Here is a 25,070-nt window from a genome sequence, read left to right as displayed (position 1 = left end):
TCGTGAAAAGGCAAACCATTTTTTACCCAGATCTTTCAATGATACTCCAATATGATAGAGTTCGGTATTATCAATTATGAGAAAACGGTCGTGGTCATCCTTTTACGGCAGTATAGCTGCGGAGCACAGATAAGAGCATAGCGATACCTTGCTCGGTAAAAGCATAAAGCAGATAACGCCTTCCCGCATAATTCAAACTTGAGTTCACAAATTGTGACCTCAAGTTTATAGTATCAAATTCATCTTGGGTCAACTGGAAACGGAAGTTTTCAGGAAAGCGGTCTATATTCCGCTTTACAGCCTGATTAAAGACTTTAGTTTCTACCTGATAAATTAGATTTTTCAAATTCAAAGGAGCTTTCCCCTTTCTCATTCAATACAATATAGGCCTCGAATTTCTTTCCAGCTTTACTTTTCATTCCTCTTATAAGAGAAGTTTTGCCAGTATTGACAAGACTTTCTATATCAGTTATGCTTAAATGCACACCACATACATTTCGGAACTGTACCCAGTTGCAGACCTCATCAGAACATTTAACAATTTTATCTCTAATAATCAGTTGCTGCTTTTTGCATTTAGGACAAACAAGGCTAGGTAGGTTTTCTTGTACAATAGCCGTTTGCAGCAATTCATTGGTAATAGACGTGGCATAGATTTCCATTTCTTTTTGAAAAACTTCCGCATTACTTTCGTTGTTTTCAATTTTCTGCAAAGCTAGCTCCCACTCTGCGGTCATTGCTACATCGGCAATTTTCTTGTCTTTGACCAGTTCATAGACTTGCAATCCTTTATCGGTAGGTAACAGGGATTTATTTCCCCTTTGGATATAGTTACGGCTAAACAGGGTTTCAATAATGGAGGCTCTTGTGGCTGGTGTACCAATACCTACGTTTTGCATTGCTTTGCGTCCCTCTTCATTTTCAATCTCCTTTCCTGCCGTTTCCATAGCTGATAAAAGTCCGGCCTCAGTATAAAGCACAGGTGGTCTGGTTTTTTTTTCCAAAACCGAAGCATCTTTGATTTTGAGTTCATCACCTTTTTTCAGTTCGGGTAATTCCTGCACAGGTCCAGTATCATTATCGGAAAAACTGCCTTTGATGGAACGCCAACCTGGTTCCAATATCTTGCAGCCTCTTAAGGCAAAATCATAATGCAGCGCCTGTAAAGTAATATCGGTTATCTCTTTTGTACAGGCTTGTGAAATTGCTTCCAGTAGTCGAAAGGCAATCATATTGTAAACAGCATTTTCCTTGGCCTGTAATGCTGATGGGATTTTGTCCGTAATCAGCAGACCATGATGATCGGTAACACGAAGGTCATTTACGATACGTTTATTGAAATGCCCCCATTTCACTTTGGTTACTGCTTGCTTGAAGGCTCCCATATCCTGTAAAGCCCTTATCAGATTTGGAATCTCTGCCCACATATCTTCAGGAATATATTTACTCCCAGTACGTGGGTAAGTAATAAATTTCTTTTCATACAGGCTTTGGGCAATGTTCAAGGTTTCTTCAGCCGTCAGATTCAACTTTTTATTGGCTTCTTTTTGCAAGCCAGTCAGATCAAACAGCAAAGGCGGTTGTTCCGTCACGCTTTTGGTTTCTACAGTGGTAACCGTAACTGTATTGCCATTTCTTTCGATGGACTTTAATATATTTTCCACAAGCTTTTTATCTTGCCATTTGTTTTTGGAAAGGCTTTTAAAATCTATGAACTCTTTTGTATGGGACACCTGTATTTGCCAGTATTGCTGCACCGAAAAATTTCTATTTTCCAGATAACGTCTGCATATTAAAGCAAGTGTAGGTGTCTGCACTCTACCAAGTGAATAGATACCATTTCCTACAGCAATACTTAATGCCTGAGAAGCGTTGATGCCCAAAAGCCAATCAGCTCGGCTCCTGCCCTGCGCTGCCTGATATAATCCGTCAAAATCGCTACCAGGTTTTAAGTTGTCTAAACCCTGCCTGATTGCCTTTTCGGTCAGCGAATTAATCCAAAGACGATCAAAGGGTTTGTTGCTTTTGAGGTATTCATAGATATAGCGGAATATCAGTTCACCCTCACGCCCGGCATCGGTTGCGACAATTATCTTTTCACTACGATCAATGAGATGTTCAATTACATTTAACTGCTTTAACGCTCCTGCATCTGCTGTATAGATTTTCTCTTTTTTGACTTTTCGGACGGTCAATAAAAAAGGATCGGGAAGTATCGGCAGGGACGATTTCTGAAACCCGGAAATGCCGTAATCTTCCGGCATACCCAATCCTACCAAATGTCCAAAAGCCCACGTAACATAATAGCCGTTGCCCAGTAGGTAGCCATCTTTCTTTTCGGTGGCTCCTAACAGGGCTGCTATTTCACGGGCTACGCTTGGTTTTTCTGCAATCACTACTTTCATGTGTTTATTTTTACAGTTTTTTATTTGTCACATGGAATGCAAAAGGCATTTCATGACACATTACATTTTACGTCCTTTAGATTTGGCCGGCGCTTTGTCTGCTTCCTGTTCCTCCATCTGTTCCTTGCTATCGGGACTTTTTTGTCCTGATTTTAAAGGCTCTTTGATATTCTTGGTAGCATCATTGGTTTTGCCTTCAGAATTGACTGCCGTTTGTGTTTTATGAGCTTCAGTAGGTTTTGCCTCTTCTTTGATTTTGTTCGGGTTTTGAAAAGAAAAATCTGTTTTGTTTGTCTCTTTGTTGAAAGTGATGTAACCTTTGTATTCTTTACCTTTCTTATCCACCAATCCACTCACATAGACAGTCTGACCGTCTTTGAACTTTTGATATTGCTCATTATCCAGTTCTTTTCCTCTAAAAGTTTTCGGAGTTTCCTTCGACTGGCTTTGCTCATTGTTTTGCAATTGCTTATTGGTATTATTTCTGTCAAACAAGAACTCTACAAAACGTTTGTCGGCATTGAATTGTACTTCTGCATCAAACGAAGTCCCTTTTTTGGAAGTCATACCCTCTATATGAAGCGGCTTACCCTCCATTAAGGTTTGCTTTTGTACATCATCAAGTTTCACGCCTTTGATCTCATCAGGGATTTTGATTTTGTCTGTTCGCAGAGCAACAAGCTCATTAGTCAGCCTATCCACGCTGACAATAGAGGGTATGGTCTCATTCGTTTTAGGATTGGTCAGATTGACCACACGCCCCATATTGCCTGTTTTAAGTAGATTTTCTTTATCTTCTTTAGAGAACTCATGACCGAAAAAAGCAAAATTCAGGATAGGTTCTTTACGGATACCGTGAATGGCAACCACAACCACTCCTTCATCATTTTGTTGCAGAGACAGCCTTGCATCCATTCGGGTAACGGCAGTGCCTAGATTAAGGCTTACAGGCACAAGCTCATTTGTTTTAAACCCTCTCAATAATGGGTCAAGGAGGTTCATCTTTTCAAGTTTTTCTTTGTTCAGCCCAAGATTGTTCATTGTTTGCCAATCGATCTGTTCTGGTTTGTAGCGGTATTCGCTTGTTTCTGATGTTGTCTGTGTTGTTGTCATACTATTTTTATTTTCTTGTTTATTATTGCTTTTATCGGGTTCTGCTTTCACTTCGTGCTGCTTCATCAGCTGTTCCCCTTCGGGAGTTGGTCTATCCATCTGTTTTTGCATTTCATTTGTCATATCAATAGCGACAGGTTCAGGAACTTTGAAAAAGGAAAAATTAGTTGGGTTCTTTAACTGGCTGACGAAGTTGGAAAAGAAATTGGAAAAGAAATCACCCTGCTTATCCACACGCATAAACTGATTCTGATTTTTTTTATTAGTATCTACGGTTTCGAGTTTGCCATTATTATCAATGCCCTTTACAGCCTGAATTTTATTTTTCTCTTTGTCCAGTAACAATAATATCTCTGATAATTGTTCAGGAGACTCATGTATATCTAACGTTTGTTTGCTCATAATCTGAATATTTTCTATTTCAATATTGAAAGTAAAGAAGCTGCCACTGTTTCTCTTTGATTGGCTTTAATTGACATCATTTGTCAGCCGTTGACTTTTACTTTGGACATGGGAGCGGTAAAGCTTTCTCTGATGAACTGGTGCACATCTGAGAGCTTATAATAAATTTTTCCACTAATAGTATAATAGGGTAACTTACCGGAAGAGCGGTAACGCTGCAAGGATCGTGGGCTTATCTTCAGTATTTGTAAAATATCCTGATTGTCCAACAGCTCTTCTCCATCAATAATCGCATGTTGATTTTTAGTCCCACTTGCCAATTCCATAAGGATGTCAAATCGCTCCATTATTCGCTCCATCCAAGCCATAAATTCTATTCTGTCGATATTCATAATCAAAAATTTAGGTTCAATACGCAGTATGTAGCAATTCTTCCAGATAGAGGTACTGTTTAAAATGCTTTTACAAAATTCAGTTGCTTTTGTTAGATTTTATCCCAATGGCTTTCGTAGTACTGAAAAACTTTAACATTTAAAATTCTTAAAGCCTTGGTTTTACTGGAAAATAATTCTCCATAAAATGATGATTTCTTATTCGATTTAAAATATTCTCTTTTTAGGCTCCAATTATTTGAGTGATCTTGTCATAAAAAATGAGTGCAACCATGATTTCTGTTTTAGATTAGTACTGTTTAGTATGTTTTTATAAAATTCAGCAGCTTTTATTGGATTTTATCCCCATGGCTTTCGTAGTACGAAAAAAATAAAAACCTTAATTTTTCTGGTATTGTTCTTTGATTGATTCTGGCATAAAAAAAAGCAGTATATCCTTTTAAATCAGGATTTACTGCTTGTGGGCATAGTGGTTAAGGCTTTATTCTTGGTCTTCTCTGTACATTTTTTGCTGTAGGTTTAGCGTTAATTCCTCCAGAAATTTTGTCTTACTGCTTTTACGTGCTTTAATTTCAGTATAGGTTTTATAGATGTTATCTAGTTTGATGTTGAAAAAATCTTCAAAGGATGTCGTTATCGTATTAATATCTGCCGCACCATGATTGATTGTTCCATTAGAAAACAAGGCGTAGATTAATTCTGTCAAAGCTGTTTTTGGCCCTGTCCATACCAATACTTTATGCTTTTTTTCTTCAAAAATATCAGAATCATCCACTTTTAGTCTTTTTAGTGCTTGTCGGATGTAATGAATAAATCGATACATCGCCTTTACTTTTGCCCAGAGCATGTCTTGCGATGTTGAAAATTCCGGAAATTGGTAATAATCAGTCATAGGTGTAAAGGGAAAATTATCGCGATGGTTTCGAGTAAAGAATTGATGATCCAGATAACTGTATCCTTGTTCCATATAATGCACAAAATCGGCATTTCTGTAAAAGAACTTATTAATTTTCCGCAATTCTTTTTGGAGGAATTCGACTTTATAAGTGTTTCCCGCTTTTGGCATTCTTAGCTCGCAGGAACGCACTTCTGTAAAATAGATCAATAAACTCATAGGAACGGGTTTGATATTTTTGAAAAAATCGATCTCCTCCGGAACGGTGTTGAAATCATTTTTATCAACTATCTCTTTTAAGTTCGTTAATGTTTTATTACACAATACAATTCCATTGCAAGCCTTATTTTGCATTGTATCGTTTGCCTCTAAAATTTCATTGCAGACAGCATTAAATGATTCAATCGCTTTTTCAAACATCTTTTTAAATATTAGTTGTCAATATCTTTCGTCATTTTGCAATTGATTTGTAATCATTTTGCAAAGTATTCATAAGTTCCATTGCGTAATTGTCTCTTGCCTGAACATAGGCTACTTTTGGAATTATCCTAGCTCCTAATTTTCTTTTTTCAAATGAGGCTGACACTCCAAAATCTATCTTTTGAAGTTGCAACTCATTAGCTCTTTTTATGGTTTGAAATAACAATTGCCTGTACAGTTGGTATTCTTTCGCCCATTTATAATCCATACCTATTAATTCCGGTACATAGGTATGATTGTCATTTTTGTAGCAAAACATAACTCCTACAAATGGATTTTCAGGCTCTACTTTCAGGGCTAATACTATAAATTCCCAGTTGGGACTTTCATTCATGTTTTCGAAAATTTCTTGGGTGTATCGGAATGTATTGATAGCGTAATTATTGTCTTTTACATTGTTGTAGAGTTGATATGCTCTTCCTATTTCTGATTTGCTCAATTTATCTTTTATTACAACATCATAGTACTTCTCATAAGGTTCTATCTCTTTATTGAAATGTTTACGGGAACGCAACGATAATGTTTTTGTAAACTCTTCGTGTGAATGCCAAACTTGATTTTCAATTACACAGGATTCCGGCATGTCTATTTTGAAATAACCTTGATCTACTATTATTTTGTTGTAGCTGTTGTCTTTTTCGAAATCTCTTAAAACTAACATGTCTGCATTTAAGTCATTGAATTTTTCTTCTAGCTTATCCAATAATAGTTTCAATGCTTTTTCTGCCAAAGGATGTTCCTGATTGATAAAGCAGTGTTCTCCTTCGGTAAATAGAGAGCCCATACCCAATACTCTTGAGGTGAGGTATAAAGGATTAGTCTTTCTTATTTCTTCCAAATGGATAGAAACCGACTCAGTAGCCAGCATGTCGTCTTTCCAAAGACCGTAGGTAACAAAGGTCATTAATACTATGATACCTTTGTTGTCTTTAATGATATAATAGTAAAAATCCCATTGGTTAGTCGGGTCTGGATGCTGACTAAATGTTTTTTCTAAATAAACAATTCCATCCCAATCGAAAATATTTTGTTTTCCCATGTATTGATTCCATGCTGATTTTTCAATATCTTGAATGGTATTTTTTTCTTCGATAAAAAGCTCCTGCTCTTTTGATTGTGAAATATTTTCTGCTTTTTTATTGTCCATTCCAAAAGCCCGTCTGATTTTGATTTCACTACTATTTGTTTCTTCCAAAGCTTTGGGAAAATGGTATTCCATTGCATCAGCTAAGGCTGTAATATCTTCTAGCTTATTGTGGCTCGATAATGTTATTCTGATTCCTGTATTCTTTATTGGAACTGCTGGATAAATTCCCAAGTTCAGAAAAAATCCTTCTTCAAATAGGCGATGCACAAACTTATAAGCTGTTGCAGGCGTACCCATACCCAAAAAGAACACTGGCGAATCATTTTTTGAAATTATGGGGAGGTTTCCGTTTGATAATAACTGGTTAAAATAATCGATTTTATCCGCTAGCACTTTTTGTTTCAATTCTATTTCAGGAGATAAATGAATGTCTGCCGAAGCGATTGCTGCTGCTACAGATGCAGGTTCTAACTGAGCGGAAAAAGTTAATGGACCGCCGAAATTTTTGATTTTATCTCTTAGTTTCTGATTCCTGCAAAATACCGTCGCACCACTGGCTCCAAAGGTTTTGCTTAATGTACTCACCACAATACAATTTTCTGGAAGTTCTTCTATCATATCAAAAATAAAACCAGTTCCATTTTTACCTCGCCAACTCATACCATGAACATCGTCAAAATAGAGATTAAGCTGAGAATATTTTTGAGTCAAAGCCAATAATTCTGGGATAGGTGCATAATCACCAAACATGGAATATACACCATCAGCCATATACCAGATTTTATTGCATTTGGTAGTTAATTGTTTGATTTTATCTTCTAACATTTCCAAATTACTATGTCTGATCATCTCCACTGGAATTCCCCGTAGCTTTAAAAGCTGACACGCATTTTGTACACTCCAATGTACTTGATGATCCATTATTACGGCATCTTCATCTCTTATCAATGTCGGGATAACAGCTAAATGTCCTAATGTACTGTTCTTTGTTATAATGGGTGGTATACCATACATTAATTCAATTTTTTGCTCTAGTTCACTGTAAAGCGGATGCGAAATATATGACTTTGAAAGTGGGAATTGTGTACCATAATTGTTTATGGCTGCTATTGCAGCCTCTTTCAACCGAATGTCTTGTTCGAGTCCCAAGTAACCTGTTGTACCAAAATGAAACATTTCCTTTCCCTTAACTTGGATTGTCCTACCTGTCAATTTTTTGTCTTCTGCATATAGATGTAGTAATCCTTCTTTTTTTGCTCCTGATAAAACCTCATCAACTGTGTCTATGAAATTATTGTGCTTAATTTTTGCCATTTTTAAATTGTTTAAGTTGTTTTAAAAATTTAGATATCTAAAATTCATCATAAAAATTGAAAGTTATTTCATCCAATACCTCAATACTCCCGATATAACAAGTCAAAGTCCCGAATTGACAACTAAAACTTCCAAATTGCAACAAATAATCCCAAATTGGCAAGTGTCTTATTAATAGATGTTTATATTTTTGTTAAATTAGAAAAATTAAATTCGTAAAACATGATTGCAGCACATGATTTTTATGAGAATGATTTTGCCAGGTTTTGGATCTCTGGGGGCATTCTCTTTTTTGAATACAAGCCTAATACTACTATTGATTTAAGGGTAGCCCAGTGCGTTGTAACCGATAGAATTCATTTTCAAAACGAATGTACTTATCCTATTTTATGTGATATTAGGGGTGTTGTTGCTACTGAGAAAGCTGGAAGAGATCATTTAGCACAGTCGGGCTCTATTTTGACGCAAGCAGTAGCACTTATTGTAAATGAAAAACTTTCCTTGATTATTAGTACTTTTTATGTAGAGATTAGTAAGCCCTCTGTACCTACTCAAATTTTCACGAAAGAAGATGACGCTTTAATTTATCTAAAAGGGTTTGTTTAGCGTTTACTATAAGATAAAAAATTAAAAGTTGAATCTTATGAATAAAACATACAACGAAGAGCGTATTGTTACAATTCATCAAATGTTATTTGAGATGGCACGTGGCAATTTCAACACGCGCATTCCTTTAAGTTCAAATGATGAACAATTGGAAACGCTAGTTGTTTTAATTAATATGGTAGCGGAAGAAATGCAGGAGTCGGTTTTTCAAATTGGTTACATTAATACACATAAGACCCTTCAAGTTACAGCTCTAAGCACATTTGTTTTAGATTCGTCTTTTTTTATCAAGAGCTTTACTCCTGAAGTTACTTCCTTTTTGGGTCATTCCGAATCTGAGTTGATCAACCTATCTTTGGCGGACATTATTACTACAGCTTCTTTTGAACAACTTCAAGAAGTAGTTGATGCAAATAGTACTTTGCCTACAACTATTACATTAGATTTTACACCTAAAGAACATTTACCTATTTCGGTTGCCAGTAACATTGTAAGGTTGGTTAATGGTTCGGAAATTATAATAAATCTGGTTACTCCTGCACGTCAAGATACTTATAGTCCTTTACTGTATGGGAATGAAAACGAGAAACATAATAAAACTCGAAAGGCAGATGCGTTATTGATTCAAAAACTTTATGATTATATTTTAGCACACCTTGAAGAACCCCTTCCCTCCTTAAAGGTGCTTTCTTCTAAATTTGGTACTAATGAACATAAATTAAAAGATGGTTTTCGCCATTTTTTTAAGACTAGTATTTATCAGTTTTATAATCAAGAGCGTCTCAAAAGAGCTTTCTTTATGATTGAACATGCTGGAATACCGTTAAAAAATATTTCTGTCATGAATGGTTTTAATAATTATCCAAATTTTTCAAAATCATTTAAAAAACAATTTGGTTTTTCTCCCAACGAATTAAAGCGAAATGAAGTTGGTTTTATTTCGTCAGTTGAGGATTAAAGTTATCCGTTTTAGTCATCTCTTACTCCCAAAAAGACAACTATAGTCATTTTATAATTCAGAATTTTGCTTTAAATAAAAAGTACTATGAAACTGAATATTAAATTACAAAATGTATTTTTAGAGATGGTCTGCTTCCTGTATATCATTTTGTTTACGTATGCTGCAATCAGTAAACTAATTGATTTTGAAAACTTTCAAACACAATTAGGCCAGTCTCCACTTTTAAGTGCTTATGCTGCTTCTATCTCGTTTCTTGTAATTTTTGCGGAATTGGGACTAGTAGTTGCTTTATCTCTGCGAGTAAGTCGAATAAAGGCCCTTTATTTATCAGTGGGCTTAATGACTGTTTTTACTACATATATTATTTTGATTTTGAATTTTAGTTCGTTTATTCCATGCTCTTGTGGTGGAATTTTAGAAAAGTTAGGATGGAATGAACACTTGATTTTCAACCTTTTTTTCATTTTCATAGGTAGTTGTAGTCTGTTGCTTCATCAATATGATAAAAAAGGGATTATCTCACTGTTATTAATAGTAGTATCAAGTGTGCTTTTCGTTGTTTTTTTATTTCTATCATCAGAGGATACTATGAAGAAGCAAAATCCATTTATTCGTCGATTTACTCCTAACGTTGCATCAAGGACTTTAACAAAAAACTTAAATAATTATGGATTTTACTTTGCCGGCCACTCTAAAGGAAATATCTATTTAGGAAATACCATTTCTCCTTTAACTATCATTGAGTTTGACAGCACATTGCAACATAAAAAACAATATTCTATTCAACTTACTCCGGATACTTTACCTTTTAGAGCCGTTAAAACAAAAATTTTGGGTGCTCATTTTTTTCTTTATGATGGTTCTATTCCTATCATTTATCGGGGTTTAGTTTCTGATTGGAAAGCTACCATTTGGGTTACCAAAAAACCTTACTTTACTACATTACAGCCAATTGATTCTACTCTTTGTGTATTTAGAGGGCAACAATTAGGTACTTACGAAAATATATTGGGTACAATAGCTTTAGATGATTCTTTAAAAATTAGAAAGCAAAAGCACTTATTACAAAAACAAATAGACGGTATTTTTGACACGGACGGAACCCTGACTTACAGTGAGGGTTTAAAGAAAATCGTTTATACGTATTTCTATCGGAATCAATTTATTGTAGCCGATACAGCTTTGCAACTTGTCCATCACGTTACGACTATAGATACCACTACCAGAGCTAAATTAAAAGTAGTCAGAGTCAAAAAATCAGGGGATAGTAAACTTGCAGCTCCGCCTTATACTGTTAATTTAAGAAGTGCTGCCTTTAATGAACTTTTGTTTAATCAATCAGGGCTTCGTGGTCGTTATGAAAGTAAAAAAAATTGGAACTATGCTTCTATAATTGATGTTTATGATATTACGAAAAAAATCTATCTATTCAGTTTCTACATCTACCACGAAAATAAAATGAAAATGAGTGATTTATTGATAACTGAAAAGGCCTTGTATGCAATAGTAGGACATCAAATTGTAAAATATACTTTTGGAGCCCCAATTTTAACGCAACTAAAAAAATAAAATTAAAGATATACTGGCCAGTATCAGGGGTAAGATCGAAAACCTGTAGAAAAGAGTAGATCGAAATAATAATTATTAATTTTTTTATTATGAAAACAGATTTTTTAAAATTGATGGTGCTTCCAATGGTAGCATTCTCATTGGCTAGTGCTGCTGCTGTAACCACTAGTACGGCTACAGAAAGCCAAACGGCTACTGCAATTATTAATGGTTATATCCATTCACCACTCCCTTCCAGTTGTAAACTGGTAAACGTAGATTGCGATGTTACTGGAAATGCTTTTTGTATGAGTGGTTCTTCACAAGTATACGATAAAGATAGTGAAACGAACTGTGCTACGCCGCTTTTTAGAACTGTTAATCCGTAGATTAACGAATAAGTGCAGTTTATTCAAACTGCACTTATTTTTTTATTCCTTTAAATATTGGTCAAACCAATCGGTAATTCGTTTTGTAAGGTCCATTTTATTCTCCTTGATTACAATTACATGCTGGTCTTTTGGGTATACTAATAATACATTCTTTTTCTTGGCTCTCCTCAATGCATTATAAAAAAGTAAACTCTGTTCGTAGGGTAAATTAGTCTCCATTTTACCCACCCAAGACAGTAATGGTGTAGTAACATTATCTGCATAAAGTATTGGTGAATTTTTTAGGTACAATTCTTTGTCTTCATAAATAGATTTTCCTATTCTCCATTGTTGCGATTCACTTCTCCATAATTCTGGAATATTGAGACTTTTTGAGTTACTAAAATACCAACTTACCATGTCTGAAATTGCTGCACCCGATACTGCTGCTGCAAAAATATTCGATTTTGTAATGATGTAATTTGTTTCATAACCTCCGAAAGAATGCCCTATTAAGCCAATATGTTTTGAGTCAATCATTCCTGTTTTTACAACTGCATTGTTTGCAGCAACAACACAATCCAGTGCACTATTTCCGGTTTCTCCTTCATAATATTTCACATCAGGCATTAGTACAAAATAATTCTGTTGCACAAAATGTTTCACATTAAAACCGGTATCGTTGTATAAAGTCGGAATGCAATATTCGTGCAATGAGTTAGTGATTTGCGAGTAAACATTGATTATCATCGGATATTTTTTGCCTACTTCATAATTTACCGGATAATATAATAATCCTTGCAGTTTGTCTCCTTTTGAATTCGAAAATGAAATTAGTTCTACCTTTCCTTGATTGAAATTTTTATCATGGCTATTGCTTTCAAACAGAACTTTATTTACACCATTTTTAAAAGATACAATTCTTGGAGACTGATTGTGTGATTGTTCTCGATAGACATAGACTTCATTATTGGCTCTACGCAATTCATCTGATTTTGTATCATTATTTGCTACTGGAATTAAAATATTGGATGTCGAAACTAATTTGAATTGTTGTGCTTTGGTGGTTGCATTTCTTGATGAAACGATTAAATCATTATCTGAATTAATTTCAGTAAGAGCCCAACCGTTGTAATTATCATTTCCTACTTGCTTGATGTTCGAACCATCTACAGTGAAGTAAGTACCGCTTTCTCGTCCGTTTGTAATGCGTTTTAGTTTATTTGCTTTGATATTAAATTTAAAAATATCAAACTCATCTTGTACCAAAAGGTATTCTCCATCATCACTCCATCCTTTCATTCCAAAAACATGTGGTCTTGTTATATACTTTAAATCATTTGAAACCCATTCGGAACCTTTAGGTGGCATAATTGACACTGTAGATTGTGTTTTTATATTGTACAGCCACCAATTTTTATCTTTAAAATAGCATATGTACGCTCCATTTGGAGAAAAAGACAATAAGTAATTTTCACCAGGTTGCTTTTCTAAAAATAGCTTTTTGGTACCATCAGCCAGATTGTACAAGAAATAGTCAACCTCACCATAGCGTTTAAAATGAGGTGCATATGCAGTGGGATTGTAAAGTAATGCAACTGATTTACTGCCGTTAACCTGTACAAAAGGGAGTTCTTTACTTGTAATCGCATTCCAGCGCTTTTCTTCAATAAACCAAACCGATAAAGTGGAGTATCCCTCAAGATTTTCCCTACTTGCTTTTGGATAAATCCATAAATCTTCTGTATCCCAAACCTCGACATCTTCTTTTTTTGGTGTTGCCTCTTCTTTGAGTTTCGCGATTCCAAAAAATACTCTTTTACCATCACTTGAAATTTTGAAAGATTTTTTGGCAACAATTTCATGCTTTTCTGGAAAATTTAAGAATGATTTTGGTTCAAAGGTTTGAATACTGTTATCTTGGGTTTTGTAGAAGTTCAGTTTTGTGTATTTCCCGTTAATGCCCTCTTCGAGCCAAAAAACACCTTTTCCATATTCTGCTAATATCAGACCAGATAATTTGTTTTGCGTTGTGTGATATTCTGTTTTTTGGTTTGTCCTAAGATTTATTGTTCCGAAATTACTTTTCCCTTCATGGCTAGTGTGATAAAACAGGATATTGTTAGGCTGATCCAATTGGTATTCCGTTACATTTGGAACACGGATGATTTCTTTGTTTTTTATTGTTCTCATGATTAATTGCCCATCATTGGAATAGCTCACAATAATTTTCCCACTATTTGCAAATTCAAAAGCAGCACTATTCGCTATAACATAACTTTCACTACTTTCTAAGTTGGTTACTATTACTTTATCTCCTTGAAAGGCACCAAATGCAATTTCACCGCCAAATTTGCCCTGTGTTCCTAGTGGAAAGCTAAATCCAATATTTTTCTGCGTATGTTTTACGAAGAGTGTATCTGAACCATTGCTGTACTGCATATCAAATGATATCCAGTTTCCCTTTTGGGAAATAGCTCTGTTTTCTAATTTGCCCCACCTTTCATACTCTACTTCAGCAATATTCTTTTTGGAATGATCCTGCCCGTAAATAGAGCAGGATATTACTATGCAAAATGATAGAATTGTTTTTTTACAAGAATAACTGAAAGCGGTAGTACTATTTTTTTTAAATAGTTTCATAACTTTAATAACCTGTGTTTTGTGGTTGTAAATTTGGATTTGCATTCAATTCTAGCTCAGGGATAGGCCACAAAATATCGGAACTGTTCCAGCCTGGTTTTGAAACAGATAGTACTTCATCGACTGATCCAGTGCGCTTTAAATCAAAAAAGCGATGGCCGTGTTCCGTAAAAAATTCAAATCTTCGTTGTTTTTGAATTTCAGATAAAATTTCAGTTGCAATAGTTGAGGTAATTATTGGTAAACCAGCGGTCGTTCTTATCTTATTTAAATCCTCTTTTGCGCCTGTTAAATCGCCTAGTTTTGCTCTTGCCTCGGCTCTAATCAAATATTGTTCTGCTAAGCGCAACACAATAGAATATTCCTGCGAACTTGTAGTTGCGGTGCGCAGTTTGTATTTATTGGGATGATTCCATGTATTTAGTCCGGTGGTAACTGACTTTGTCCAATTCACTTTGCGTTGGTCGCCTGTTTCAAATGCATTCATAAAATCGGTACGAAGCGCACAAACTGGTGGCGGTCCTGATACGAAAATAAAAGTTGTACCTTCATTACTGTTTCGTACCGCAGTTGCTGATGCTAATTGCCAAATAGTAGTTTTACTATTTCTTAGAAAAATCTTGTTTAAATCCGTTTCCCAAGCATAAAGCGGACTATTGATAACAGTAGTTGCTTCATTTGCTGCTTCTGTATTTTTATTCATGTATAAATATACTCTGGCCAGCATGGCTTTGGCCACCATTTTATTGGGTTTTGCACGATCCGAAGAACTATAATTTTCAGGCAATCTTGAACTGGCGCTTTCTAAATCCTTCGCGATTGCTGCATATACTTGATCCGCAGAACTGCGCGTAACTTTTCTATTAATTTCATAATTAGTTCCTGTTATATATGGGATGCTACCATAAATTTGTAACAGATAAAAATGCACTAGAGCACGAACAAATAGTGCTTCACCCGACACTCTGTTTTTAACTACAATAGGCAACCCAGTCGAATTTTCAACACCTTGAATAACTGAATTTGCGTTATATATTTGACTATAGCTTGAAGTCCAAAGTGACGCCACAGTAGCATTGTCAGCCGTAAGCGCATTGTTGTAAATAGGTAGGGCAATTGTAGAGTTCGTATAATCTTGTAATTCATCAGCGTACAATCCCATTCTGACAGATGCACCAGTAGGTAACCCAGATAGGATGCCGCCGTCACGAAGTTGTGCATAGATTTGTGCCATTGCTGCATTTGCTGTCAATTCACTTTCAAACACTGTAGTTCCTGTAAGCTGAGAATTAGGCAATGGAACCTCCACAAAATCACTACAGGAACTTGAAGACAGTATCAGTGCCAAAACCAAAAGAATGCGATACACCTGAAATGGCTTTGTTAGTACCATTATAAATTGTAAATTTTTCATATTACTATTTTTTTGAGGATTAAAAGTTTAATGTCATTCCACCACTGATCACTTTTAGCGGAGGGAGGAATCCTGAGAACTTAAACTCGGGATCACCTGCTTTGTAAGATGTAAATGTGAGTAGGTTTTGACATTGAATAAAAAGTTTACATTTTACATTAGTGGTCGCTTGTAACGGAATATCATAGGAAAGTGATATGTTTTTTAGTCTGATAAAAGAGCCGTCTGTAATTACAGCATCGCTTTCTATGTATCTATAATAAGCGCTTACCGCAGCACCATTTAGTCCCGTAGTGTGCAGTTGCGAACTGCTTTGATCCCCAATTTGCTGCCAAGCATCACCACTAGTGTTGCTTTGGTTTACTTGACCACCTCCCGGAACATTTGAAATGTAATCGTAATTGTCTCTTTTTACGAACTGAAATAAAAAATCCAATTGCCAATTTTTATAGTCCAATTGGTTTTGGATGCCTCCAAAATATTTAGGAGATAAGTCCTTGCTAATTTGCTTGTCGCCTGCTGTTATGCTTCCATCCCCATTTAAATCTACAAAATCGTATAATCCTGTTTGTGGATTAACACCTTTGCTTTGGTATAATTTTACAATATCAATGGATTGTCCAATCACATACCGATTTGCAAAAGTGGAACCTGAAAGATTCGGAAAAGAAAGTAGTTTATTTTTTGCAACGGCCACATTGAAGTTTGTTGACCATTTAAAAGAGTTTGAATCAATATTTAGGGTTCGTACGGAAAATTCAAAACCTGAATTTTCAACGGTAGCATCAAGATTCGCATTCAATGACAAGAAACCTGTTGTAGCTGGCATAGGAATACCCACCAATTGATCGGACGAACGATTCTTATACAACGCTAGCGTACTAAAAATTCGGTCTTTAAAAAAACCAGTTTCTAAAGCTAATTCTAGTTTACGATTGGTTTCCCATCCAAAATCGGCATTATAAAGTCGTGTAGGTTGTAACCCAATTATGCCCTGATAATTAGCACCAGTTGTACCGTAGGTATCATAAAATTGATAATCTCCAATTTGATCATTGCCCGTAGTTCCATAACTAAAACGGAGTTTTCCAAAACTCATTTTACTATTTTCTGGATTGAATTTTTCTTTGCTAAAAATCCATGCAGCACCAATAGCACCAAAATTAGCATATTGTTTGCCTGGTCCAAATCGGCTAGAGCCATCTCGACGACCTGTAAAGTTTAAAAAGTATTTTTCGTTGTAACTGTAATTAACGCGACCAAAAAAAGCTTGATAACGGTATAAAAAGATATCGCTATTGGTTGTGTTTTTTGTAATTGCAGATGCTAAGTTATTAATCAGATTGTTGTTTGCAAAACCAATACCCGATTGGAATAGGCGTTCTGTGCGTTGTTGCTGGCTTGTCATCCCCAGTAGTACATCAAATTTGTGGTTTCCAAAAGTTTTGAAACCTCTTATTTGTGGCTCAATAATCCATGATTGTCTGCTGGTATGGTTTAAGTATAGTAAGGAATTGTCACTCCCAACTTCGTAAACGGGATTGTAAATCGTGGATGGTATCGTTCTGACTTCTTTGGTTTTTAAATCGGTAAAACCAAAGTTTGATTTTATTTCTAAACCTGGAATTAGTTCATATGACAACACACTGTTGGCCACCAAGTCATTGGTGTTCGCACGGTAGGTGCTATTTAGAGGTGCCAAAGGATTTTCGAAGGTATCATTTTCCCAATTCAGATTTCCATTTGAATCGTAGAGTGCGGGAGCGTTTGGTGCCAAATAACGCGCTGTTAATGTCAAATCTGTCGCTGCTTGTAGATTATCTTGCGCCGTGTAATTTCCCGAAAAAGAGATTTTGAATTTCTTATCTAAAGAAGTGTGGTTTATTGAGCTAAGAATACCGCCTTTAATATACCTGAAATCTCCCGGAAGGACTGTTCCCTCGGTTCTGTAGTTCCCACTAATCAAGAATTGTGTTGTTTCACTGCCACCAGAGATACTAGTTCTCAAATCATTAATTGTTGCTGAACCGCCTAATAATTCCTTTTGCCAATTAGTATATCGGGTTTGATCCCAAGCCCCATTTACATCATAATCAGTATCCGAGATTGGAATTCCATCATTGATAAATGCTTGTTTACGCATCGATAAATATTCCTCCGTATTCATAAGATCTACAAATTTTGTCGCTGTACCAACGGCTGTTGAGGCCGTTACTGAAATGTTTGTTTTACCTGATTTTCCTTTTTTTCTAGTAATTAAGACCACACCATTTGCTCCCCTTGAGCCGTAAATTGCAGTCGCATCGGCATCTTTTAATACTTCGATGCTTTCAATGTCATTGGGGTTAATACTGTTGAGCGGGCTGGCTTGGCTTGGTAATGCTGTTGAAGTGTTTGTGCTACCTATGGACTCGTTTGAATAGGGAACTCCATCAATAATGTATAATGGTTCATTCCCATCAAGACGAATGCTGTTGCGACCTCTAATTTTAATTTGGAAACCACCACCAGGAGTTCCCCCATCTTGAATGATATTGACACCTGCCATTCTTCCTTGCATTGCGGCTAATACATTTGTGACAGGTTGCTTGTCGATATCTTTTGCAGTCATTCTTGCAATGCTACCGGTTTGCTCTTTTTCTTTAATAGAATAATATCCGGCATTTATTACGATTTCTTTTAAAGTCGTTGCATCTTCAGTCAATTTTACATTGATAGTTACTTGATTTGCAACTACAATTTGAATCGTTTTATAGCCTAGATAGGAAAAAACCAAAACATCATTCGCCGCTGCTAGTATAGTGTAATTGCCGTTTTCATCAGAAAATGCTGTTGTTGGCTTATTATTAACCTTTATGGTTACCCCAGGAACTGTGCTGGTATCATCGGTAATTTTACCTTTGATAGATCGTGTTTGCGCATTTAATCCTGTTATGAAGCACAGGAAAAGGATGCAGTACAGTTTGGACAGTTGTGTTGTTGTCCAAAACTTCAAAAATGATTTTTTTTTCATACTTTTGAATTGGTTTAGTTAGACTTCGGTTTAGTTTGCTTTGGTCCTCTATTCGTCCGCCAAGAAGAGTTAGAGGGCCTTTTTTTTGTGATTAGCCTCGAAAGCGCTAAGGCATAGATTTTATTTTTTATTAAGTCATAGGCGTTATCTGTATTTTATTAGGTGTTGTCACATCTAAGCAAGCCGTGTGATGTGAAAATAAATAGTTATTTTTCTTAGTTATTGCTGTTTATATAAAAGCATTGGAACCATAAAGCCAACAAATTATCAGTGTAATTAAAGCTAGAATTAAAGTAACTTTTATAGTTTTATAGTATTTCATGTTTTTGTTGTTTGTTTCCTGTTTTTCAATTTATTATTTCGATTTGCGCTATTACTGTTACCACAAACCTTGAGAACACTCTTTTTTGGGTGCAAAGGCGTTTGAATTTAAGTTGTTTTTTTAGGAAAGTACACTGCCGTTGCCAGTTGCAGCCCAACGCAGGCAGTGCGTTTCCAAACTAACTAATTCAATTAATTGATTGATTTACGATACTGTAAAAAAGAAGATTTGCTAAGAATAAAAGGGAGTAACTTTTGCGCATAAAAAATGGCATGGAACTCAGCTTACTGCCCTTGAGGTACTGGTATACCGTGCAACAATAAGTGAGCCCACGCCATGGGACGTGAGCATCTTACTTATCATCTAGTTGCAAAAATTACCAGTTTTCAAGAGCTAGATTCTAAGCGAATGCTTCAATATTTTATTTGAAGGATCGCAAAAATACAATTCATTTCTGAATAGGAAACAAATATAGAAATATTTTTTAAATACTGGCATATATCCCAACAATATTTTTATTAATAAAATGGAAATTGCTTGAAAACATATTAAAATGGAATTTAATGCAGATTTACAAAAATATATAGGAAGAAGAATTTCTGAAATAAGATTAAAGAATAACCAAACTCAACAGGACATTGAATTTTTGACTGGTATTGATTCTGCAGAGGTAAGTAAGTATGAAAGTGGTAAACGAAATTTAACGCTAAAAACTTTAATGAAGTTTGCTAGAGCTTTACAAGTTCATCCTAAAGAATTGTTTGATTTTGAATTTGATATTAAAAAATACCGAGTTGATGAGTAAACAAAAAATAAGAATTTGAAAGATGCCTAAGCATCTTTCAAATTCTTATTTTTTAATGAGGAAAACCGTAAAAAATAGTAGAAGTGGTTTTGTATATTTCATTAATAGTAATATTATCTCTAAATTAGCAAAGTGAAAATATGGGTGACAATACTATCGTTTATTGTGCTGTTTCTTTCAGCAGTACCATGCTCTGCATACGCTAAACATTCAGAATGTAGTATGGAGAAAAGCTGTGAGAATGATTCTCATGAATGCGGTAATGATTGTAACGGAAAGTGTTCTCCATTTTACACATGTGGGACTTGTGTTGGATTTACAATAAATTGCAGTACTTTTTACTTTGTTCAAAAACCTGATTTTAATTCAGATATCGCCATCGCGATAATATCATACGATAAGTTTGTTAATTCTTCCTACATCTGCAAAATCTGGCAACCTCCTAAAATTTCTTAATATATTACTTGTTTTAAGTTGCTTGATGCTAAAATCGATGCAACATTATTTTATATATTAATATTAAGAAATTATAAATGTTTAAATATTTTTTATTGATTGTGGCAATAGCGACTATTGGCACTGCACAAGGGCAGAATAAATTTAAAACCGTTGTTAAAGATTCTGAAACCAATGAACCGATTGCAGGTGTAACTGCCAAAATTGAAGTTTTGAATCTAGTATCTGTATCCGATCCTAATGGGTTTATTACTTTTGAAAACGTTCCTGATGGAGCACATACCATATCATTTTTCATTGATGGTTATAAGGAGCACACACAATCATTTCAAATGCCGTTTATAGGCGAACTTCTTGAAATATCATTAGAAAGCGAAGCGGAAGAGATGGATGAGATTATAGTGACTTCAACCAGAGGCACGCGAACTATTAGTAACATTCCTACCAGAGTGGAATTCATTGCTGGAGAAGAATTGGAAGAAAAAGCCAATATGAAACCTGGAGATATACGAATGATGCTTAATGAAAGTACAGGTATACAAACACAGCAAACCTCTGCAACTTCAGGAAATTCATCGATTAGAATCCAAGGACTAGACGGAAGGTATACTCAAATATTAAAAGACGGTTTTCCTGTTTATTCTGGCGCTTCAAGTGGATTGGGTTTATTACAAACCCCACCGTTAGATTTGAAACAGGTTGAGATAATTAAAGGTTCTGCTTCTACTCTATATGGTGGTGGAGCAATCGCAGGTTTGGTAAATCTTATATCAAAAACACCTACAAAAGAAAGAGAATTGCGTTTTTTACTTAACGGTACGTCGGCACTTGGGTTGGACATTAATGGTTTTTATTCCCAGCGATTTAATAAAATAGGATTGACCGTTTTTGCATCGCATGATAGAAATGCACCTTATGACCCTGCGGACATTGGCCTAACGGCTATTCCAAAGTTTGAGCGTTTTAATTTTAATCCAAAAATATTTGTTTATTTTAATGAAAACACAAAACTTGATTTTGGTGTAAATGCTGTTTTTGAAGACCGTATTGGAGGCGATATCGATTATATAAATGATGAAAGCGGTCATCCTGATAGTTATTTTGAAAAGAACAAAACCAGAAGATTAAGTACTCAATTTGTAATTACACATAAGTTTAATGAAAAAGAATTATTGACGGTACGTAATAGCTTTAATAATTTTAGTCGTGCAATAAACATCCCTGATTACACCTTCGATGGTTTGCAAAACAGTACCTTTTCTGAAATTACATATTCTTATAATGGCAATGTATCTGAGTGGGTTACAGGAGCTAATTTATATACAGATAATTTTTCTGAAAAGGAAATAACATCTTTTCCTTTAAGAAATTACAGTCAGATAACGTACGGAGCTTTTGTTCAAAATACTGTAAAAGCCAAAGAATGGCTTGATATTGAAACTGGTTTACGAGGCGATTATTTTATTGATTATGGATTTTCGCTTTTGCCAAGAATTTCAGCATTATTTAAAATCAGTAATAAACTTACGTCAAGACTTGGTGGAGGATTAGGTTATAAAACACCAACCATCTTTACGGAGGAAAGTGAGCGTATACAATACCGAAATGTTCTTCCCATCAATAGTGATTTTAATACTCTTGAAAAAAGTTATGGTGTTAATTTTGACGTTAATTACAAAACAAATATTTCCGAAGAGATATTACTTTCTTTTAACCAGTTATTCTTTTATACAAATGTAAATAACCCTCTAATTCTAACTCCTGTGCCAAATGAAATCTATCAGTTTGTAAATGTTGATGGCTATTTAGACACCAAAGGAACTGAAACAAATATCAAATTAGGATATAAAGATTTCAAACTATTTCTGGGTTATACCTACACAGATGCTTCAATAGACAATAATGGTATAAAATCTCAAAATCCTTTAACAGCAAAACATAGACTTAATAATGTTTTGATGTATGAAGTGGAAGATAAATGGAAAGCAGGTTTGGAGGCGTATTATTATAGCCCGCAAAAATTAAATGATGGTTCTACGGGAAGAGATTACTGGATTTTCGGTTTTATGATTGAGAAATTATGGGAAAACTTTTCTATCTATGCGAACTTTGAGAATTTTACAGATACCAGACAAACGAAATTTGGAAGTATCTACAGTGGTCCAATTACAGACCCAGTATTTAAAGATATCTATGCTCCTCTAGATGGATTTGTAGTAAATGCAGGAATTAAAATAAAACTATAAATATCGCCCAAAATAATACTAAAAAACAACTAATGAAAATAAAAAATAATATCGACAAACTCGGATTAAGCGGCATTATTATAACTGCTTTTTTATCACCTTGTTGTTTTCCTCTTTTTGCTTTTGGAGCATCAGCTTTAGGCTTGGGTAATTTTGAATTATTTGGTGGTTGGACATTGTGGGTTTTTCAAGCAATGGTTTTAATTTCGATTGGAGGGCTTTATATTTCTTATCGAAAGCATCTTTGCCTTTATCCTTTAATGATAGCAATTCCGAGTGGTGTAATAATATTTTATGCTTATCTTTTCAGTAAACTTCAAAACTCAACTTACTTGATTTACGCAGGAATGTTTGGGTTTTTTATAGCAACTGCTGTAAATTATTATCGCAACAAACTGCATGGAAATTGTAAGGCATGTGCAATATATGAAGGAAAAAAAGTAGAATTAGAATCAACTATTACATGCCCAAATTGTGGTCATAAAAAAACAGAAATGATGCCTACAAATGCTTGTGAATTTTTTTTTGAATGTGAAAATTGTAAAACAAGATTGCGTCCACTCGAAGGAGATTGTTGCGTGTATTGCAGTTACGGAACTGTGAAATGTCCCCCAATTCAAGCTGGTTCTGGTTGTTGTTAATTAGTCCTACCGATAACAGCTATCGTTACGAGCGGACAAGAACAATGAAATCTGTGTTGAACGGAACTAGAGGTAGTTTTAAAAAGAGAAATTTCTTAGCCAAAGCTATATCCCATTTGTTTCAACACCTTTCGATTTTTGTGTAGATGGATTTTTTTGATTGTTATTTCAGACAAATAAGCCAATTTTGTCTGAAGTAACAAATATTTAGTATGATTCTCATAAAAATACCCCCCAAATAGTGTCTAACTTTTGAGGGGTATTTCATATTTGGAGCGTTTTTTTTTATGATATTTTAAAAATAAGTCGAAATCCCAATGTTAAACCCAGCAGTAGTTGCAGGAGGGTTTCCTAAAATATCGGTTTGTTTCTGAAAGCGATAATTTAGTCTAAAAACAGTCTGTGAGGTAGGACGGAAACTTAACGCAGGCATGATGCTCCAAATATCTTCTCCAATATTTCCACCGGTCTCTTTAAAAGTCCCTACGTTCCAGTCTACATATTCTACTCGACAAGCGATGTTTAATACCGCGTTTTCCCATCCTAAAATGTTTTTTTTAAGAATTGGTTGAACTACATCCATAAAGCCACCAAACTGTTTGTTTCCAAATTGCTGTCCGTATGTTTTCGGAACATCTACTTTAATCCATGCCCATTCACCTGTTATAAATGTTTTTACTTTTGGCAAAGTAGTGTTAAAGTCTATTGCAAAAACATCAACACGTCTTTTTTCGTCTATTATTACCCCATCATCTTGATACTTATTGAAGACCCCTCCCATATAGGATAGTCCTAACTCCCCAATTTTACTGTTTCGAATAGCAATTTTACCAGTAAATAACGGTGTACCACTATTTATTTCTTCAAAACGTTCTGGATTGTTTTTGGCAGCTGGCAGAAAAGTTTTGTTCTCTGTGTTTTCAATTATCGAGTTATCAAAACTTCCTGAGAAATAAGCTTCATAGCCAATCATCCAATTCTTCGAGTATTTTTTTCCAAAAAGCCCAGCCCCAGCATTACTAAAAGTACTCGGTAACATTTGTGTTGCTGAAATGGGTCTGTCGGTAAATTCCCATTTTGGACCATCATGATTCTGATTGAAAGCCCCAATAGGATTCATGATTATTCCTCCTCTAAAATTAACCAAGGGATTAAATTCAACATCCACAGAGGCGAATTCTATAGCGATTTCCTTTCCACCTTCTTCAAATTCGATCTCGCTTAAAAATTTCACACGTTTGCTGATTGCCGATGACATAAAAATGGTTAATCGTCTGGCTTGAAATTGATGTCCTTCGGAAACGCCATCGGTGGAAAGGCGTTGCCAATTAGCTTCCAGATAACCTCCAACGGCTATGGGTGTTTTTCCAATATTTAAAAAAGGACGATTATAAACAGCATCCATATTTAAAGCTTGTTTTGTACTGTCTTTAGACGTCCTTTTTAGTAAAACAGGGTCGATTTGTGAATAGAAATTTATAGAAAATAAAAATGTTATGCATAGGAGTTTTAGTCTCATTTTAATGATATTTTAAGGGTGCCGTTATCTATTATGATCGGAAAATTTCGTAAATTTCTATCAGCCGGGCCGTTTTCTAAACTTCCTTTGTTGCTAAATTCACTTCCATGTGCCGGACATTGTAATTTATCTCCAAAAACCTGCAGTTCTGCTCCTTGATGAGTGCATTGCATAAATAGTGCGCTATAATTATTCGCGTCAAAACGATAAACACAAATAGGATGGGTCAGTTTTTCGTTTTGTATGATTACGTATTTTTTATATTCTATGATTCCCTTATTTTTGATTTCAAAATCAGTCAATGGAACTAGAATATCTGAACCTTTTATCTCTTTTTCCAAAATTTTAGATGTGCTGCAGCTTTGTAATAAAGTAAGAGTTGAAATTCCTGCTAAACAACCAAAACCACATGTTTTTAAAAAATCTTTTCTGTTCAT

General features: G+C 35.0%; 18 protein-coding genes and 1 pseudogene. 8 read left to right on the top strand and 11 right to left on the bottom strand.

Annotated features, from left to right (window positions below; genetic code table 11):
• Positions 1-94: 94 nt before the first annotated feature.
• The 6 genes from H8R22_RS15710 to H8R22_RS09860 all read right to left on the bottom strand — a co-directional run bounded on the left by H8R22_RS15710 (position 95) and on the right by H8R22_RS09860 (position 8,088).
• Positions 95-346 carry an ORF6N domain-containing protein gene (locus H8R22_RS15710; RefSeq protein ID WP_317171753.1) on the bottom strand — a complete coding sequence of 84 codons (252 nt, stop codon included), beginning with the start codon at positions 344-346 and terminating at the stop codon, positions 95-97.
• Positions 315-2,405 carry a type IA DNA topoisomerase gene (locus tag H8R22_RS09880; protein ID WP_166137753.1) on the bottom strand — a complete coding sequence of 697 codons (2,091 nt, stop codon included), beginning with the start codon at positions 2,403-2,405 and terminating at the stop codon, positions 315-317. Before H8R22_RS09880 ends, H8R22_RS15710 begins: the two co-directional genes overlap by 32 nt.
• Positions 2,406-2,465: 60 nt before the next feature.
• Positions 2,466-3,920 carry a DUF3945 domain-containing protein gene (locus tag H8R22_RS09875; RefSeq protein ID WP_166137757.1) on the bottom strand — a complete coding sequence of 485 codons (1,455 nt, stop codon included), beginning with the start codon at positions 3,918-3,920 and terminating at the stop codon, positions 2,466-2,468.
• A gap of 83 nt (positions 3,921-4,003) precedes the next feature.
• A complete protein-coding gene (locus tag H8R22_RS09870) occupies positions 4,004-4,312 on the bottom strand; it encodes a helix-turn-helix domain-containing protein (RefSeq protein ID WP_072944053.1) in 309 nt (102 codons plus the stop codon).
• A 481-nt stretch (positions 4,313-4,793) separates the two neighbouring features.
• On the bottom strand, positions 4,794-5,627 hold the full coding sequence (locus H8R22_RS09865) for an RteC domain-containing protein (protein WP_166137760.1): 834 nt from the start codon (positions 5,625-5,627) through the stop codon (positions 4,794-4,796).
• A 31-nt stretch (positions 5,628-5,658) separates the two neighbouring features.
• Positions 5,659-8,088: a bifunctional aminotransferase class I/II-fold pyridoxal phosphate-dependent enzyme/GNAT family N-acetyltransferase gene (locus H8R22_RS09860; protein ID WP_187010254.1), complete on the bottom strand. Its 2,430-nt coding sequence runs from the start codon at positions 8,086-8,088 to the stop codon at positions 5,659-5,661.
• Positions 8,089-8,310: 222 nt separating this feature from the next.
• Here H8R22_RS09860 and H8R22_RS09855 point away from each other — a divergent pair, with 222 nt between their 5' ends.
• The 4 genes from H8R22_RS09855 to H8R22_RS09840 all read left to right on the top strand — a co-directional run bounded on the left by H8R22_RS09855 (position 8,311) and on the right by H8R22_RS09840 (position 11,592).
• Positions 8,311-8,694 carry a DUF7793 family protein gene (locus tag H8R22_RS09855; RefSeq protein ID WP_086452582.1) on the top strand — a complete coding sequence of 128 codons (384 nt, stop codon included), beginning with the start codon at positions 8,311-8,313 and terminating at the stop codon, positions 8,692-8,694.
• Between the two features lie 37 nt (positions 8,695-8,731).
• A complete protein-coding gene (locus H8R22_RS09850; protein WP_187010253.1) occupies positions 8,732-9,652 on the top strand; it encodes an AraC family transcriptional regulator in 921 nt (306 codons plus the stop codon).
• 87 nt (positions 9,653-9,739) lie between these two features.
• Positions 9,740-11,224 (top strand): MauE/DoxX family redox-associated membrane protein, encoded by a 1,485-nt coding sequence (locus H8R22_RS09845; protein WP_187010252.1) that lies wholly within the window; start codon positions 9,740-9,742, stop codon positions 11,222-11,224.
• 89 nt (positions 11,225-11,313) lie between these two features.
• Positions 11,314-11,592: a DUF6520 family protein gene (locus H8R22_RS09840; protein ID WP_131910607.1), complete on the top strand. Its 279-nt coding sequence runs from the start codon at positions 11,314-11,316 to the stop codon at positions 11,590-11,592.
• A 42-nt stretch (positions 11,593-11,634) separates the two neighbouring features.
• On the opposite strand, the gene H8R22_RS09835 is transcribed toward H8R22_RS09840, so the two are convergent.
• Genes H8R22_RS09835 through H8R22_RS09825 form a run of 3 tightly spaced genes read right to left on the bottom strand, consistent with a single transcriptional unit; the run spans position 11,635 to position 18,644 of the window.
• Positions 11,635-14,217 (bottom strand): S9 family peptidase, encoded by a 2,583-nt coding sequence (locus tag H8R22_RS09835; RefSeq protein WP_166137772.1) that lies wholly within the window; start codon positions 14,215-14,217, stop codon positions 11,635-11,637.
• A 4-nt stretch (positions 14,218-14,221) separates the two neighbouring features.
• Positions 14,222-15,631 carry a RagB/SusD family nutrient uptake outer membrane protein gene (locus H8R22_RS09830; RefSeq protein WP_225872935.1) on the bottom strand — a complete coding sequence of 470 codons (1,410 nt, stop codon included), beginning with the start codon at positions 15,629-15,631 and terminating at the stop codon, positions 14,222-14,224.
• A gap of 19 nt (positions 15,632-15,650) precedes the next feature.
• Complete coding sequence (locus H8R22_RS09825) at positions 15,651-18,644, bottom strand: SusC/RagA family TonB-linked outer membrane protein (RefSeq protein ID WP_166137775.1); 2,994 nt, start codon at positions 18,642-18,644, stop codon at positions 15,651-15,653.
• 875 nt (positions 18,645-19,519) lie between these two features.
• Here H8R22_RS09825 and H8R22_RS09820 point away from each other — a divergent pair.
• The 4 genes and pseudogenes from H8R22_RS09820 (at position 19,520) to H8R22_RS15620 (ending at position 23,114) form a co-directional block, all read left to right on the top strand.
• A complete protein-coding gene (locus H8R22_RS09820; RefSeq protein WP_113634439.1) occupies positions 19,520-19,771 on the top strand; it encodes a helix-turn-helix domain-containing protein in 252 nt (83 codons plus the stop codon).
• 533 nt (positions 19,772-20,304) lie between these two features.
• Positions 20,305-22,473 (top strand): TonB-dependent receptor, encoded by a 2,169-nt coding sequence (locus tag H8R22_RS09815; protein ID WP_113634441.1) that lies wholly within the window; start codon positions 20,305-20,307, stop codon positions 22,471-22,473.
• A gap of 32 nt (positions 22,474-22,505) precedes the next feature.
• Positions 22,506-22,844, top strand: a pseudogene (locus H8R22_RS15625) (MerC domain-containing protein); the annotation flags it as partial.
• 51 nt (positions 22,845-22,895) lie between these two features.
• On the top strand, positions 22,896-23,114 hold the full coding sequence (locus H8R22_RS15620) for a DpnI domain-containing protein (protein ID WP_244199275.1): 219 nt from the start codon (positions 22,896-22,898) through the stop codon (positions 23,112-23,114).
• A gap of 295 nt (positions 23,115-23,409) precedes the next feature.
• On the opposite strand, the gene H8R22_RS09805 is transcribed toward H8R22_RS15620, so the two are convergent.
• Complete coding sequence (locus tag H8R22_RS09805) at positions 23,410-24,633, bottom strand: hypothetical protein (RefSeq protein ID WP_187010251.1); 1,224 nt, start codon at positions 24,631-24,633, stop codon at positions 23,410-23,412.
• A complete protein-coding gene (locus H8R22_RS09800; protein WP_086455349.1) occupies positions 24,630-25,070 on the bottom strand; it encodes a QcrA and Rieske domain-containing protein in 441 nt (146 codons plus the stop codon). Before H8R22_RS09800 ends, H8R22_RS09805 begins: the two co-directional genes overlap by 4 nt.

This window comes from Flavobacterium kayseriense (assembly GCF_014305095.1).
Classification (GTDB): Bacteria; Bacteroidota; Bacteroidia; order Flavobacteriales; family Flavobacteriaceae; genus Flavobacterium; species Flavobacterium kayseriense.
This window is presented reverse-complemented; position numbering and strand designations above follow the sequence as displayed.